General features: G+C 74.6%; 15 protein-coding genes. 6 read left to right on the forward strand and 9 right to left on the reverse strand.

Annotated elements, in window-relative coordinates:
- Positions 1-124 precede the first annotated feature (124 nt).
- The gene (locus tag J3P38_RS17715) at positions 125-781 is read left to right on the forward strand and encodes a phosphatase PAP2 family protein (protein ID WP_210503422.1); all 657 of its coding nucleotides are present in this window, start codon (positions 125-127) and stop codon (positions 779-781) included.
- 22 nt (positions 782-803) lie between these two features.
- Positions 804-1,706 (forward strand): NAD-dependent epimerase/dehydratase family protein, encoded by a 903-nt coding sequence (locus J3P38_RS09750; protein ID WP_210503423.1) that lies wholly within the window; start codon positions 804-806, stop codon positions 1,704-1,706.
- Positions 1,707-1,752: 46 nt separating this feature from the next.
- Here the strand turns inward: J3P38_RS09750 and J3P38_RS09755 are convergent, their stop codons facing one another.
- Positions 1,753-2,151: a DUF1304 family protein gene (locus J3P38_RS09755; protein ID WP_210503424.1), complete on the reverse strand. Its 399-nt coding sequence runs from the start codon at positions 2,149-2,151 to the stop codon at positions 1,753-1,755.
- 1 nt (position 2,152) lies between these two features.
- On the reverse strand, positions 2,153-3,235 hold the full coding sequence (locus J3P38_RS09760) for a methyltransferase (protein WP_210503425.1): 1,083 nt from the start codon (positions 3,233-3,235) through the stop codon (positions 2,153-2,155).
- A 55-nt stretch (positions 3,236-3,290) separates the two neighbouring features.
- Here J3P38_RS09760 and J3P38_RS09765 point away from each other — a divergent pair, with 55 nt between their 5' ends.
- Together J3P38_RS09765 and J3P38_RS09770 are read left to right on the forward strand one after the other, a co-directional pair.
- Complete coding sequence (locus J3P38_RS09765; protein WP_246850025.1) at positions 3,291-3,725, forward strand: MarR family winged helix-turn-helix transcriptional regulator; 435 nt, start codon at positions 3,291-3,293, stop codon at positions 3,723-3,725.
- A 59-nt stretch (positions 3,726-3,784) separates the two neighbouring features.
- Entirely contained in the window at positions 3,785-5,320 is a 1,536-nt protein-coding gene (locus tag J3P38_RS09770) for an alpha/beta hydrolase family protein (RefSeq protein WP_210439557.1), read from the forward strand.
- Positions 5,321-5,324: 4 nt separating this feature from the next.
- On the opposite strand, the gene J3P38_RS09775 is transcribed toward J3P38_RS09770, so the two are convergent.
- Complete coding sequence (locus tag J3P38_RS09775) at positions 5,325-6,782, reverse strand: phospholipase D family protein (RefSeq protein ID WP_210439558.1); 1,458 nt, start codon at positions 6,780-6,782, stop codon at positions 5,325-5,327.
- A 56-nt stretch (positions 6,783-6,838) separates the two neighbouring features.
- Between J3P38_RS09775 and J3P38_RS09780 the strand changes: the two genes are divergently transcribed.
- Positions 6,839-7,282, forward strand: a complete 444-nt coding sequence (locus tag J3P38_RS09780; protein WP_210439559.1) for a hypothetical protein — start codon at positions 6,839-6,841, stop codon at positions 7,280-7,282.
- Between the two features lie 106 nt (positions 7,283-7,388).
- Here J3P38_RS09780 and J3P38_RS09785 read toward each other — a convergent pair whose 3' ends face one another.
- Genes J3P38_RS09785 through J3P38_RS09810 form a run of 6 tightly spaced genes read right to left on the reverse strand, consistent with a single transcriptional unit; the run spans position 7,389 to position 13,509 of the window.
- Positions 7,389-8,903, reverse strand: coding sequence for a sodium/solute symporter (locus tag J3P38_RS09785; RefSeq protein ID WP_210439560.1), 1,515 nt, complete (start codon positions 8,901-8,903; stop codon positions 7,389-7,391).
- A gap of 7 nt (positions 8,904-8,910) precedes the next feature.
- Positions 8,911-9,300 carry a hypothetical protein gene (locus J3P38_RS09790; protein WP_210503426.1) on the reverse strand — a complete coding sequence of 130 codons (390 nt, stop codon included), beginning with the start codon at positions 9,298-9,300 and terminating at the stop codon, positions 8,911-8,913.
- Positions 9,301-9,310: 10 nt separating this feature from the next.
- A complete protein-coding gene (locus J3P38_RS09795; protein WP_210503427.1) occupies positions 9,311-10,036 on the reverse strand; it encodes a LytR/AlgR family response regulator transcription factor in 726 nt (241 codons plus the stop codon).
- Positions 10,033-11,157 (reverse strand): sensor histidine kinase, encoded by a 1,125-nt coding sequence (locus J3P38_RS18100; protein WP_210503428.1) that lies wholly within the window; start codon positions 11,155-11,157, stop codon positions 10,033-10,035. Before J3P38_RS18100 ends, J3P38_RS09795 begins: the two co-directional genes overlap by 4 nt.
- 33 nt (positions 11,158-11,190) lie before the next feature.
- Positions 11,191-12,639: a calcium-binding protein gene (locus J3P38_RS09805; protein WP_210503429.1), complete on the reverse strand. Its 1,449-nt coding sequence runs from the start codon at positions 12,637-12,639 to the stop codon at positions 11,191-11,193.
- An 18-nt stretch (positions 12,640-12,657) separates the two neighbouring features.
- The gene (locus tag J3P38_RS09810) at positions 12,658-13,509 is read right to left on the reverse strand and encodes a class I SAM-dependent methyltransferase (RefSeq protein WP_210503430.1); all 852 of its coding nucleotides are present in this window, start codon (positions 13,507-13,509) and stop codon (positions 12,658-12,660) included.
- An 81-nt stretch (positions 13,510-13,590) separates the two neighbouring features.
- On the opposite strand from J3P38_RS09810, the gene J3P38_RS09815 reads away from it, so the two are divergent.
- Positions 13,591-14,310 carry a Fic family protein gene (locus J3P38_RS09815; RefSeq protein WP_210439566.1) on the forward strand — a complete coding sequence of 240 codons (720 nt, stop codon included), beginning with the start codon at positions 13,591-13,593 and terminating at the stop codon, positions 14,308-14,310.
- Positions 14,311-14,529 lie beyond the last annotated feature (219 nt).

The following is a 14,529-nucleotide window of genomic DNA, read 5'->3' on the forward strand; positions in this document are numbered from 1 at the left end:
TCGCGTCCGACTTCTCGGGGTCTGTGTGAACTTCCGGAGGCATGCACGCCCCCGGAAGTTCGCAATCCCCCGCTTAGGCGGGGGAATTAAACCCCCGCCCCCCCACCTGGGGCAGGCTCGACCCGTGACCGAGCACACCCGCCGCGCGAGCGCACGCACGCTGGCGTCGGCGTGGGTCCTGCTGGTCCTGGCCGTGCTCGCCGTCGGGTGGGTGGTCACCGGCCCGCTGGAGCCGCGCGTGGACCCGTGGGACGACGGCGTCGCCCGCGACATCGCGGCCGGACGCACCCCCGGGCTGGACAGGGCGGCGGCCGCCGGCAGCGCGATCGCCGACACGGTCGTCGGCGTCGCGCTCGCGCTCGTCGTCGCCGCGCTCGGAGCGCGGTGGCGGCGCTCGTGGCAGCCGGTGGTCTACTTCACCGTCCTGGTCGGCGGCAGCCTGCTGCTCTACGTCGTGGTGACGCACCTCGTCCCGCGCGACCGCCCACCGGTGCGGATCCTCGACCCGGGCCTGGTGCCCGACCACAGCTTCCCGTCGGGGCACGTGGCGACCGCGATCGTGGTCTACGGCGGCATCGCGCTGTGGCTCGCACGAGTGGCGCCGCGGTGGCGCCGGTGGTCGTGGCTGCTGTTCCTGGCGCCGCTGGTCGTGCTGCCCGCCCGCCTCTACCAGGGCGCGCACCACGTCACGGACGTGCTGGCCAGCGTGGTGTTCGCGACGGCCTGGCTGCTCGTGGTCGCCCGGGTGCTGCTGCCGCGCACCGCCCGTCGCCAGCGCTAGGACGGGCTGTCAGGGTGGGGGCATGACCTCCCGCATCGTCGTCGTGACCGGAGCCAACGGACTCGTGGGCAGCCACGTCGTGTCCGCCCTCAGCGAGCGGGGAGCCACGGTCCGTGCCGTCGTACGCCGCCTCGGGACCGCCCCGGTGCTGCCGGGCGTCGAGGAGCACGTCGGCGACTTCGCGGACCCGGCCTTCGCGGCACAGGTGGTGGCGGGCGCGGACACCCTCGTCACCACCGTGCACCCGCTCGGGAGCGGGCGCGACGACCAGCGCCGGGTCGGCCTGGACGGCACGCTGACGATCGCCGAGGCGGCCGTCGACGCCGGCGTGCCGCTCCTCGTGCACGTGTCGACCGCCGGGGTATACGACCGCAGCCCCGGCGTCGGCGACGTCGACGAGTCCGGGACCCTCGTGGGCGACGACTCCTCGGCCTACAACGTCATCAAGCGTGACCTCGACGCGGCGCTGGAGCGGCTCGAGGGCACGACGCGCGTGCTTCTGCGGCCCCCTGCGATCCTCGGAGCGGGGGAGACCTCGGTCTGGAACACCGTCCGGCCCGCGCAGGTCCGCGACGACACGACCCAGCGGCACGCCAACCCCGACCAGAGCTTCGCCTGGGTGCACGTCGACGACCTCGCCCACCTCGCGGCCGACGTCGCCACCGGCGCGATCGCGACGGCCGACGACGCGGGCTCCGGCCCCGTGGCGGCCGGGTGCACGGCCGTCAACGTGGCCGCCGGGCCGGCCACCCAGCGCGACTACCTCGGCTCCGTCACCGAGGCGCTCGGCATCGAGCCGGTCTGGGAGGACGGGCCGGCGTGGACCGGCCGGATCGTCGCCGACCGGGCACGGGCCTGGGGCTGGACGCCGCAGGTCGACCTCCCGCAGGCGCTCGAGGAGCTGCGGGCCGGGTTGCGCCCCTGACCGGCGCGGGGCCGGGGCGCGGCCGGCGCGGGGCCGGCGCGGGGGTTCACACCGCGAGGGCCACGAGCGCCACCGCCGGCAGCACCGACGACGCCACCGTGCCGCGCACGCTCCCGCCCCGCGGCCGCCAGTAGCCCAGCAGGTCGGCGACGCCCATGGCGAGCGACGCCAGCAGCATGTAGGCCAGCGACACCACGACCACGACCGTGCCGGTCTGCTCGTCGCCGCGGTGCACCATCCAGAGCCCGGTGAGCGCCCCCACCCCGGCCAGCGCGTTGCGGGCCCCGATGCAGAACGACCACAGGTGCACGTTCGCGATGCCGTGCGGCTCGATGCCGAGGAACCGCTGCACCCAGGGCCGGTCCACGAGGAAGGCCTCGAGCGGGAAGACCGCGATCAGCACGACGGCCGACACGACCGTGCAGACCTGCGCGAGCGCGTCCACCTCAGGTCACCGGCCGAGCCTCGACGAGGGACACCGTCGAGACGGTGGGGACCACGCGCGTCAACCGGAAGCCGGCACGCTCGAGGAGGGCGGCGTACTCCTGCTCGGTGCGTTCGCGTCCGCCGACGAAGAGCAGCATGTCGAGGTCGAGGGACGTCGCGAAGTGAGGACCGCCGTCCGGCGGCACGACGCTCTCCATCAGCACGAGGGTGGCTCCGGGCGGCGTGTGCGCCCGGAGGGTGGTGAGGACGGCGACCGCCTGCTCGTCGTCGAGGTCGTGGACCACGCGTCGCAGGACGTAGAGGTCGCCGTCGTCGGGCGCGGTGTCGAAGAACGACCCGCCCACGAGGCGGCACCGTCCGAGGACCCCGGCCTCGCGCAGGTGCCGCTCCGCGTGGGGGAGGAGCGCCGGTCGCTCGAGCAGGACACCCCTGGCCGCCGGGGCCACGCCGAGCACGGACGCCAGCAGCTGCCCGTGCCCGCCGCCCACGTCGACGACGACGCCGTACGGCGTGAAGTCGTACGCCGCCGCGACCGTCGGCCAGTCGAGCGCGGTCAGGCGCGTCATCGCGTCGTCGAAGACGGCGGCGTAGTCGGGCTCGCGGTCGAGCAGCTCCCACATCGACACCCCGTGGACCGCCTCCGCGCGCGGAGTGCCCGTGACCACCGCCTCGGGCAGCTGGCCCCACACCGCCTGGTAGCGCGGGTCCCCGATCATCAGCACCACCGGGCGCATGGACCCGGGGTGCTGCGACACGAGCGCGCGGCCGAGGGCGGTGAGGGCGAAGCGGTCGCCGGACCGGGTGAGCAGCCCGTGCCCGGCGCACGCACGCAGCAGCCGGTAGGTCGCGTCGGGGTCGGTGCCCGCCTCGGCGGCCACCTCCGCGGCGGTGCGGGGGCCGCTCGCGAGGGCGTCGGCAGCGCCCACCCGCGTCAGGGCGTACGTCGCGTGGGTGGCCATGAAGGACGACATCACCTCCAGTACGCCGACCTCGGGCGGCACCATCCGCCGGGTCAGCCCTTGGAGCGCGGTGCGGACACGGGTCGCCGCGCGGGCGAGGGGCACCGGAGGAGGCTTCGTCATGCGCACTCCTATGATCGTCAGGAATGCTGACCATAATGGTCAGCGAGGCTGACCAATGTCAAGGGGAGCGATGGACCTCGCCACGCTGATGTTCGTCTCGTACCGGGCCATGGACGAGCGAGTCATCGCGGCGATGCGCGGGGCGGGCTACGACGTCACGGTCGCCCAGTCGCGCATCGCCCAGCGGATCGCCGACGACGGCTCGCGGCTGACCGAGCTCGCCGACCGGGCGCAGGTGACCAAGCAGACCGCCAGCCTGCTCGTAGCCGCCCTCGAGCGTCAGGGACTCGTCGAGCGGGTGCCCGATCCGGCGGACGGCCGGGCCCGGCTGATCCGGCTCTCCGGCCGCGGCCGGGAGGCGGCGCGGCACGCCGCCGAGGTCGTGCAGGGCGTCGAGCGGGAGTGGGTCGAGCACCTCGGGCCCGAGCTCGCGGGGCACCTGCGCACCGCGCTCGTCCGGCTGCGCGAGGTCACCGACCCCTTCGCGTGACGTAGCCCCTGCGGCGGTTACTCGTTGGTACGTGTGACCCCCGTCATAGGAGACCGTCCATGCACCGACTCGTCGCGTCCGCCGTCGCCACCGTCCTCGCCGCCGCCTCGACGCCGTTCCTCGGCCCGCCGGCCTCGGCGGCCGAGGTCACCACGACCAACGGCTGCGTCCAGAGCATCGCGGACCCCGGCACGAGCGCGCCGGTCGACATCTGCTGGACGATGTTCCGCCCCGCCGGCGCCACCGAGGACCGCCCGGTGCCGCTCGTGATGCACAGCCACGGCTGGGGTGGGAGCCGGACGACGGATCCCGCCGCCTTCGCCTACCTCACCGACGCCGGGTTCGGCGTGCTGAGCTTCGACCAGCGCGGGTTCGGGGAGAGCGGCGGGCACGCCCACATCGAGGACCCGGACGTCGAGGGCCAGGACGTGCAGCGGCTCGTCGACCTCGTCGCCGCCCAGGACTGGGTGCGCAAGCAGCGGCCGGGCGACCCCGTGCTGGGCGCGATCGGCGGATCGTACGGCGGCGGCTACCAGTTCGCCGGAGCGCTGAGCGAGGTCCGCGACCGCGGCGCGACCCGCTTCGACGCGCTGGTCCCCGAGATCACGTGGTTCAGCCTGACCGAGAGCCTCTTCCCGCAGGGCGTGCCGCGGACCGAGTGGGCCACCGCGCTGGTGGCGGCCGCGCTGCCCACCGACGCCCTCCCGCCCATCGTGCTGCAGGGATTCGTCGAGGCGGCGGCGACGGGCAACGTCCCGCCGTACCTCCACGAGTTCCTCGACCAGAACGGTCCCGAGTGGCACGTGCGCCAGGGGCGGCGACTCGACGTGCCGGTGCTCTTCGGCCAGGGCGCGACCGACAACCTCTTCCCGCTCGACCAGGGGCTGGACAACTTCTCCCGGCTGCTCACCGACCGGGCGCGGGCGCGGAGCATCTTCGTCGGCTACAACGGCGGCCACACGCTGCCGTCCGTGCTCCCGGCCGGCACCAACGCCGACGTCCCCGTCGCCGGCGGGACCGACGCCTGCTCGCCGGTGCTCGGCAGCGAGTCCTTCGCCGACCTCGGCCTGCGCTTCCTCCAGCAGCGCCTCCAGGGGACGAAGAGCGGCCTCACCGGCTTCGGCCGCTACCACCTCGCCACCGCCGGCGGTCGCTGCGTCAGCGTCGCGTCGGTCGCGCCCAACACGTCGGTCGAGCTCGGCGAGGTGGTCAGCACCGTCGGCGTGGGCGTCCCGGTCGCCTACCCGATCGCGCACGGACCGCTCACCGTCGCCGGGTCGCCCAGCCTCGACGCGCGGCTCACCACCATCGGCCTGGACAACCGCGCCTTCCTCGCCCTGTCGGTCGGCACCAGCCCGCTGGACGCCAGGGTCGTGCAGAACAACATGCTGCCGATCCGGGAGAACGGCATCGCGATCGGCAAGCCGCGCACCGGCGTCGAGCTGCCGTCGGTCGCCGTCGACGTGCCGGCCGGCCAGACGCTGTTCCTCACCGTGTCGCCGGTGTCGGACATGTCGGTGGGCTTCGGCAGCCGGGTCGTCGGGGCGATGCGGATGCGCGACGTGGTGGTGCACCTCCCCGTGGCCGGTCGGTGACGGCTCAGAAGTCTGCGGTCCCGCGGAGCGCCCTCGGCCTGCCGTCGGGGTCGTACGCCAGCCGGTAGGCCGGTCGCGCCCAGAGCGCCGTGCCGCGCGGCAGCCGCGGCGGCTCGTGGAGCGAGACACGGCTGCCCGGGGCACCGACGCGCGACGTCCAGAGGGCCATCGCGTCGTCGAGGTCGGCGAGCCGGTCGTCGTCGTCCGGCAGCCCCAGGTGCTCGGCCCACAGGGACGTGCGCAGGCGCCGCGGCAGCTCGTCGTCGGGATCGACGACCGCGCACGTGAGCTCGGAGTCGTGCGTCCACGAGCGGAGGTTGAGGTTGTCGGACCCGATGGTCATCCACTGGTCGTCGACGATGCAGACCTTGGCGTGGACGTAGATCGGCGTGCCCGCGGCGTTCTCCAGGTCGAACATCGCGAACCGTTCGCCACCGGCCTCGCGTAGCCGGTCCCACGCGATCCGCTGGCCGTACTTCATCGGCGGGCCCCCGACCCTGCTGTCCTCCTCCGGGTGGCGCGGCACGACGGCGATGACCTGCAGGGTGGGCTCACGGCGCAGGGCGTCGGCGAGGGTGGTGGCGACGACGTCGGACCAGAAGTACTGGTCCTCGACGTAGACCAGCCTCCTCGCCCTGCTGAAGGCCCGGGTGTAGGCGCGGGCGATCGACCGCTCGCCCTCCGGCGCGAACGGGTAGCGGGGCCGCTTCGCCGGGTAGGTCCGCAGGATCTGCACCCGGTGCCGCCCGGCCTCGGGCGGCGGGTCCCACCGCTCGGGCAGCCGCTCGGGGTGCCGCGGCATCCGCGCGACCCGGTGGGCGAGGGCGCGGTAGGGGTTGCGGTGGTCGAGGGGGGTGTCGTCGTCCCAGCGCTCGGTGAAGGTGTCGAGCACGTGGGCGACCGCCGGTCCGCGGATCTCGGCCATCGCGTCGTGCCACGGCGGAGAGTCGCCGTACCTGTCGTCGAGCGGCGGCGCCTGCGGGTCGCCGGCGTGCCGCGCGTCGTCCCGGCGGCCGTGGCAGAGGTCGATGCCGCCGACGAAGGCGACGTCCTCCTCCGGCCGGCCCTTGCGGCGTACGACGAGCAGCTTCTGGTGGTGCGACCCGCCGCGGCGCACCCGCTCGTCGAGCAACGCCTCGCCGCCGCACTGGTTGAGGACCCGGCCGAGGTGGCCGTTCTCCTCGCCGTTGAGGCGGCCCGGGTGGGAGCGCCACATGAGCGCCCGCACCTCGACGCCGCGCCCCGCCGCGGCCTCGAACAGCTCGGCGACGGTCGGCCCGTGCTCGGTCAGCAGCTCGTCGGAGTCGCCGCGCCAGTCGGTGAAGAAGATCCGGTCGCCCGCCTCCGTCGCCTCGACGAGCTCGACGACCCGCGCGAAGTAGTCGGCGCCGTGGACCCGCGGGACGACCAGGTTGCCGGACGTCCAGGGACGCTCCGACTCCGGCAGGAACCAGTCGCTCACGCGCCCACGCTCGCACCCGCCGTGGCTGCGTGTCGACGGTGTGCCACCCTCAGGGAGTGGCAGCTCCCGCTCGCGCCCTGACCGTCGACACGCTCGGTGCGTGGCTCGTCAAGGCCAGCGGCGCCGCGCCCTCGACCCGGTCGCACGTGCTGGGCGGTTTCGCGCAGGCGGACACCTGGTGCGTGCGCCCGACGTACCGCACCGACCTCGTCGCGGCCGGCCAGCGGGTGCTGCTGTGGGTCAGCGGCAGCGAGGCGGACCTGCCCGCCGGGATCCACGCGCACGGTCGGACGACCGGCCCCGCGCGCGAGGGCGTGATGCCGGTCGAGCTGACCCCGCTCGGCGTCCCGGTGCTGCGCACCGAGCTGGTGGGCCATCCGCGGCTGGGGGCGATGGAGGTGCTCCGGATGCCGGCCGGCAGCAACCCGTCGTACGTCACGCCCGAGCAGCTCGACCTGCTGGCGGCGATGTGCCCGGAGCTCGCCGCGCCCCTGCGATAGCGGCGCCGGGCCGAGCACCGTGCAGGCGGCTCGCGGCTGCGGTGGTCGGGTCGAGCGTGGCGGGTCGGGCTCGGCGCCCGAACTGCCTGCGTGGTGCACGGGCAGGTCAGCGCTGGAGCTGGACCGCCTCGGGCGTGTGCAGCCGCACCATGAACCGGCCGGCGTGCGCCGGCACCGAGGCCCGGGTCAGCCGCGAGACGACCACCATCGCGAGGAAGGACGCCGGCACCGACCAGGCCGCCGGCTGCCCGAGCAGCGCCGGACCCCAGCCCGACGACGGGGAGGCGGCCAACGTCCAGGCGACCGCGGCGCCCGACCCGAGCCCGCCGACCAGCAGCCCCGCCACCGCACCGGCAGGCGTCAGGCCGCGCCACCAGATCCCGAGCATCAGCAGGGGGGCGAACGTCGATGCGGTCACCGCGAAGGCCAGGCCGACGGTCCGGGCCACCGCCACGTCCTGGGCGGGCAGCGACATCAGCAGCGGTACGACGACCGCGACCGCCGCGGCCACCCGGAACGCCGCGACCCCGCCGAGGCGGACCGACCCCCACCGCCGGCCGGTCACGTCCTGCGACAGCACGCCCGCGACCGCGATCGTGAGCCCCGAGCTCGTCGAGAGGAAGGCCGCGAACGCCCCGGCCGTGACGAGGCCGGTCAGCACGGCGCCCGCGACGCCGCCCACCATCAGCGACGGCAGCGCGAGCACCAGCACGTCGGAGCCGTCCTCGACGAGCGACGGCGCGTAGATGCGCCCCAGCGCGGCGTACACCGGCGGCAGGACGTAGAACACGCCCAGCAGGCCGAGCACCGCCAGCGTCGTGCGCCGCGCCGCCCGGCCGTCGGGGTTGGTGTAGAACCGCACGACCACGTGCGGCAGGCCCATCGTGCCGAGGAACGTCGCGACGATGAGGGAGTACGTCGTGTAGAGCCCGATGCCGCCACCCGGGGCGGCGAGGGGGACCGACCAGGAGTGCGGCGCGGCGGCGGCGGGGTCGGCCGCGCCGTCGGCCAGCCAGACGGCGACCAGCACGAAGACCGGCACCAGCAGGGCGGTGAGCTTGAGCCAGTACTGGAAGGCCTGCACGAAGGTGATCGACCGCATCCCGCCGGGGCTCACCGACGCCAGCACGACGACGGCCACCACCAGCGAGCCCGCCCACGGCGGTGCGCCGATCGTCGCTCGCAGCGTGACGCCGGCGCCCTGGAACTGCGGCAGCAGGTAGAGCCAGCCGATGCCCACGACCAGCACCGAGCAGAGCCGGCGCACGCCGCTCGACCCGAGCCGCGCCTCGGCGAAGTCCGGCAGCGTGTAGGCGCCCGAGCGTCGCAGCGGAGCGGCGACGAGCACCATCAGGACGAGGTAGCCCGCGGTCCAGCCGACCGGGTACCACAGCATCTCGGCGCCGAACGTCAGCAGCAGTCCCGCGACGCCGAGGAACGACGCCGCCGAGAGGTACTCCCCGCCGATCGCGCTCGCGTTGAGCCGCGGCCGCACCGTCCGCGAGGCGACGAAGAAGTCGCTGGTGGTGCGCGAGATCCGCAGGCCCCAGGTGCCGATCGCGAGGGTGGCGATCGAGACGAGGACGACGGCGACGACGCCCGGGACGACGTCGGTGCTCATCGGGCGCTCACCGGTCCTCCTCGGGCAGCACCGACCCGACCAGGTCGGCGAAGTCGCGCTCGTTGTGCTCGGCCCGCCGGATGTAGGCCCAGCCCAGCACGACCAGCCACGGGTAGGTCAGCACCCCGAGCAGCAGCCACGCGACCGGCACGGGCCCGACCCTCACGTCCCCGAGCCCGGGGAACAGGTGGAACAGCAGCGGCAGCAGTCCGACGGTCAGCGCCAGCGCCGCGAGCACGCGCAGCGCGAGGACGAGCTGCTCGCGCAGGAGCGAGCGCATGAACACCTCGCCCAGCGCGGTCTCCGCGTCGATCTCCCGCGTGCGGGCCGCGCGTACGACGTGCGCACGCCGCCGCGGTGGACCGGTGACCCGGACCCGGGACGGCGGGTCGCTCATGGCCGCGTCCTCACGACTGGCGCCGGGTGAGGACCGAGCGGAGCTCGCGGGTGTGGCGGCGGCTGACCGGCAGCTCGGTGCCCCCGATGACCACGCTCACCCGACCGCCCTCGCTGCGCACCTCCTCAACATGGGGGAGCGCGACGAGCACCGAGCGGTGGATCCGCACGAAGCCGGCCGCGGCCCACTGCTCGGCCAGCGAGGAGAGGGGGGTGCGGACCAGGTGCGAGCCGTCCGCGGTGTGCAGCCGCGCGTAGTCGCCCTGCGCCTCCACGTGGGTGATCTCGGAGCGGTTGACGAAGCGGGTGACCCCGCCGCGCTCGACGGGGATCTGCACGTCGCCCGACGGCGCCGGTCCGCCGGCCTCGACCACGCGGCGCACGGCCTCGGCGAGGCGCTCCTCGCGCACCGGCTTCAGGACGTAGTCGACCGCGCGGAGCTCGAAGGCGGCGACCGCGTGCTCCTCGTGGGCCGTCACGAAGACGACCGGGGGCGGCTGCTTGAAGCGGGACAGGACCTGCGCGAGGTCGAGCCCGGTGAGGCCCGGCATCTGGATGTCGAGGAACACCGCGTCGACCTCCTCCGCCTGCAGCACGCGCAGCGCATCGGTCGCGGAGTCGCTGCCGGTCACCTCGCCGATGCGCGGGTCCCGGCCGAGGAGGAAGGTCAGCTCGTCGAGGGCGGGGCGCTCGTCGTCGATGGCGAGCACCCTCAGCCGGGCCGTCGACTGCGTCATACCTGCACTCCGGGGGCGAACTTCGGCACCCGGACGATGACCTTCGTGCCGGCCCCGGGTGCGGTCTCGACCACCAGACCGTAGTCGTCCCCGTACGCGTTGCGCAGCCGGGCGTCCACGTTGCCCAGTCCGACGGAGTCCATCGAGGCGTCACCGGCGAGCGCGCGGCGTACGCGCTCGGGGTCCTCCCCGGTGCCGTCGTCCTCGACCTCCAGCACGCACTCCTGGTCGAGGTCGCGGGCGGTGATCGAGAGGCGGCCGACGCCGTCCGCCTTGTCCGCGCTGGCCTCCAGCCCGTGGCGCACGGCGTTCTCCACGAGGGGCTGGATGCACAGGAACGGCACGGCGACCGGCAGCACCTCCGGGGCCACCTGGAGCGTCACCTGCAGCCGGTCGCCGAAGCGCGCCTGCTCGAGGAGGAGGTAGCGCTCGACGGAGCGGAGCTCCTCGGCGAGCGTCGTGTAGTCGCCGTGCCGGCGGAAGGAGTAGCGGGTGAAGTCGGCGAACTCGAGCAGCAGCTCGCGGGCCCGGTCGGGGTCGGTGCGCACGAAGCTGGCGATCGCACCGAGGGAGTTGTAGATGAAGTGGGGGCTGATCTGCGCACGGAGGGCCCGCACCTCGGCCTCCATGAGCCGGGTCCGGGACGCGTCGAGCTCGGCGAGCTCGAGCTGGCCGCTGACCCACGAGGCGACCTCGTCGGCCGCGCGCACCAGGCCACCGGTGGTGTGCGGGGCGCCCACGACCAGGGCGCCGACGAGCGTCTCCTCGACGACCAGCGGGCTGACGATCGCCTGCCGCACCTGGCAGCCGCCGTCGTCGCAGACCAGCGTGCGCTCGTCGACGATCATGGTGCGGCCGGTCTCCGCGACCTGGCCGACGGTGGCCGCGAGCTGCGAGCGGTGGTGGCCGCCCAGGCCGTCCCACGCGAGCAGCCCCCTCGCGTCGCCGAGCCCGGCGGCCGGCGTGCCGAGGAGGGCCCGGAGGTGGCCCACGGACCGCTCCGCGCTCGACGACGTCAACCCCTCCCGCAGCGCCGGGCTCGCCAGCGAGGCGTTGTGCAGGGCGCGGAAGGGGGCGCGGTCGGCCTCGCCGCCCAGCGACGTGCGCCGCCACCTCCACATGGCGCGACCCTAGCCCTACCCCCCGGGCAGGTGTCAGCGCTCGCACCGCTTCTCGCGCTCGGCGACGCAGCGGTCGCGGCCGCGGCTGCCATCGGCCCGGTCGCGCCCGGGGCCGCCGACCAGCACGTCGGCCGCCATGTGTCCGTCGAGCCGGTCGGGCCCGCCGTTCCCGCGCACGTCGTCGCGACCCTCGCCGCCGTCGATGGCGTCGCCGGCTGCGTTGCCGCGGATGCGGTCGTCCCCGCCGCGCCCGGCGATCGTGTCCTGCCCCCCGCCGCCGAGCAGCCGGTCCGCTCCCTGTCCGCCCTGCAGCACGTCGGCGCCGGAGCCGCCCGTCATCCTCGTCCTCGTGGCGCACTCGTAGGTGTAGTTCTCGAAGTAGCTGTCGAAGACGTTGAGCAGGCGGTCGCGCCCGTCGTTGCCGCGGAGGGTGCCCGTGCACCCGGCGAACGACAGGTTGTTGCCCCGGGCGTCGCCGACCATGGTGACGTCCGGAGCCAGGAGGAACGCGTCCTGGATGCCGGCGGCGGTCACCGAGGTGCCACCGACCACGAGCTCCTGCTCGCCGAGGTCGAGCGCCATGGTGCCGCTCCGGCTGGCGGCGACGAGCACATTGCGGCCCTCACCGCCGTCGAGGCGGCTGCCGGCGGCGATGGTCGCCGGCTCGACGACGATCTCGTCCTGGCCCGCAGCGGTGCTGATGTCGAGCAGTGGCGCGCCGGCGGTCGGGTGCACCCTGACCAGGTCGTTGCCGGGCGTGCCGCGGTAGGTCAACCGGCCCGGCCCCGTGGTGATGACGGCGCTCTCGAGGGAGGCGAAGGTCGCCGTTCCGGCGGGCGTGGTGAAGGTGCCCGCGGCCATGTCGATCGCCAGGTCGGGTGCGTCGTTCGCCAGGCGCAGCACGTCGGTGCCGGCGCCGCCGCTGACGGAGGCCTGCTGTCCGAGCTCGGGGGACGGGAGGTTGACGGAGTCGTCACCGGGTCCGGTGTCCACGACGTCGCGGTTGACGGCGCCGCCCGAGCCGCTGATGACGCTGTCCCCACCGTCACCCGTGGTGATGGTGTCGGTGTCCGTGTCGGTACGCGGCTCCGTGCGCACGCCGCCGTGGACCGTGTCGCGGGCCGGCCCACCCGCGAAGGTGTCCGCGCCGGCGCCGAGGACGGTGGTGAGCAGGTGGCTCGCGGCGACAGCGGTGGCGTCCACCAGGTCGTCGCCGCTGCCGGCGTCGACGACGAGGACGTTCGAGCTGGTCACCGTGCCTGCGACACAGACCAGGTCGTCACCGCCGCGGGCGTCGACGACAACGGCCGTGCCGGTCACGATCACGTCGCGTCCCTCGGTGCCGGTCACGCTGGCGCCGGTGCCCACGATGGTCGCCGCCTCGCCCCGGCAGGTCCCGCCGGCGGCGGTGGCCGACGCGTTTGGTGCGAGCAGGGCCAGGCCGAGCAGGCCGGCAGCGGTCAGTGTCGTCGTACGACGCATGGGTCCCCCTGGGACGGATCAGCGGAAGTCGATGAGCAACATGTCGGTGTCGGTGCCGTCGCTCACGACCGGACCCTGCTGTGACGGCTCGTCCCCGCCGGAAGTTGTGGGCTCGTCGCGATCGACCACGACGGCGCGGTAGCAGCGCGCCACGTAGGGGATCCGCATGCCGTCCATGCCGCGGCCGTAGTCGTCGTAGAACGCCAGCAGCCGGCCGAGCCTCTCCTCGCGCTCGTCGGCGGCCATGGTCGCGAAGCTGGAGCGCGAGCGGGCCAGGTCGAGGATCGTCTCGCGGTTGACCTCCTGCCAGTGCTTGAAGCTCGCCTCCTCGACGAAGCCGAAGAGCTCGCTGTGCACCAGGTGCTCCGCCGACGACGTGTCGAGGTCCTCACGCCCGAGGATGTCGCCCATCCGCCGCACCCACGGGATCCGCTCGTCGCGGCTGTTCCACACGAGCGCGAGGTGACCGCCCGGCTTGAGGATCCGCGCGATCTCGGTCAGCGCCGCCTCGTGGTCGAACCAGTGGAACGCCTGCGCGACGACCACCACGTCGACCGAGCGGTCGTTGGCCGGGACGTCCTCCGCGGTGGCCACCTTCGCGCTCACCTCCGGCACCCGCTCCCGCAGGACCTCGAGCATCGCCTCGTCGGGCTCGGTCGCGAAGACCGCGTGGCCCTGGTCGACGAGCGCGCGGGTCAGCTTCCCGGTGCCGGCGCCGAGCTCGAGGACGACCTTCGCCCCGCCGCCCGCCAGCCACGCGACCGCCTCCGCGGGGTACGTCGGCCGGCCGCGGTCGTACGCCTCCGCGACCGAGCCGAAGGACCGCGCGCGGTCGGCAGGGGCGGTGGGCTCGGGTTGCTCGTCGCTCATCCCGGTCAGGCTACAAGCGGACCGCCCCGCGGTGGGGAGGCACTGCCCGGCGACGCCGCACCCGCGACTACCGTCCTGCCCATGACCGACCCGCTGGCCTGGCTCACCGACCTCGAAGGGGTCCGCTCGGCCTACGCCGGCACCCGCGACGGGATCGACGTGATGCTCCGCGACCGTGGACTGCGGCGCACGACGCCGGAGCTGACCGCCGAGTCGCTGCTGCGTGGCGCCCACGCGAGCGCCGTGCTGGAGGGGTCCTCCTCGACGGTGGACCAGGTGCGGGCCGGGGAGGGCGACGCGGTGGCAGCCGACGCGGTGCGCCTCTCCGCCTCGATGCTCGCGCTGGCCCCGCTGCTCAAGACCGCGCCGCTGCAGGCGATCGCCCGGCTCCACACGGTCGTGGCGGCCTCGGCCCTCCCGGCCGAGCAGCTCGGCCGCCCGCGCGACGCCGCCTCGGCCGACCGGCTGCGGGGCGTCGCCGAGCTGCTGCTGTCCGGCACGTCGGCCCCCGCGCTGCTCGTGGCCGCCGTCGCGCACGCCGACGTCGCGACCGCCGCGCCGTTCGCCTCGCACAACGGGATCGTGGCCCGGGCGCTCGAGCGGCTCGTGCTGGTCTCCCGGGGGGTCGACGCGAAGTCGCTCGTCGTGCCCGAGGCCGGGCACCTCGCCCACCGCGCGGCGTACGAGTCGAACCTGCGCGCCTACAGCGAGGGCGGTCCCCGCGGGGTGCACGCATGGGCGCTCTACGGGGCGGAGGCGTTCGCCGCCGGAGCCGAGGCCTCGCCGCTGGTCACGGGCTGAGCGGTCCGCGCATGCGAGCGGCACCCGCTCGCGTGGATCGGGTGCCGCCGCTGACACGTGACGCCAGGGTTACCAAGCGTGCTCTGCTCAATCGCTGCCTCGGGCTGATCCCGACCGGCCAGCACCCCATCGGATGGGTGGATCGCCGCGTGGGTACCCGGGTCACGTGCTGCTTGTGGAGTTGACACTCCAGTTGTAGCCCCGTCGGGCGGCACCTTC

The organism is Nocardioides xinjiangensis, assembly GCF_017916455.1.
Taxonomy (GTDB): Bacteria; Actinomycetota; Actinomycetes; order Propionibacteriales; family Nocardioidaceae; genus Nocardioides; species Nocardioides xinjiangensis.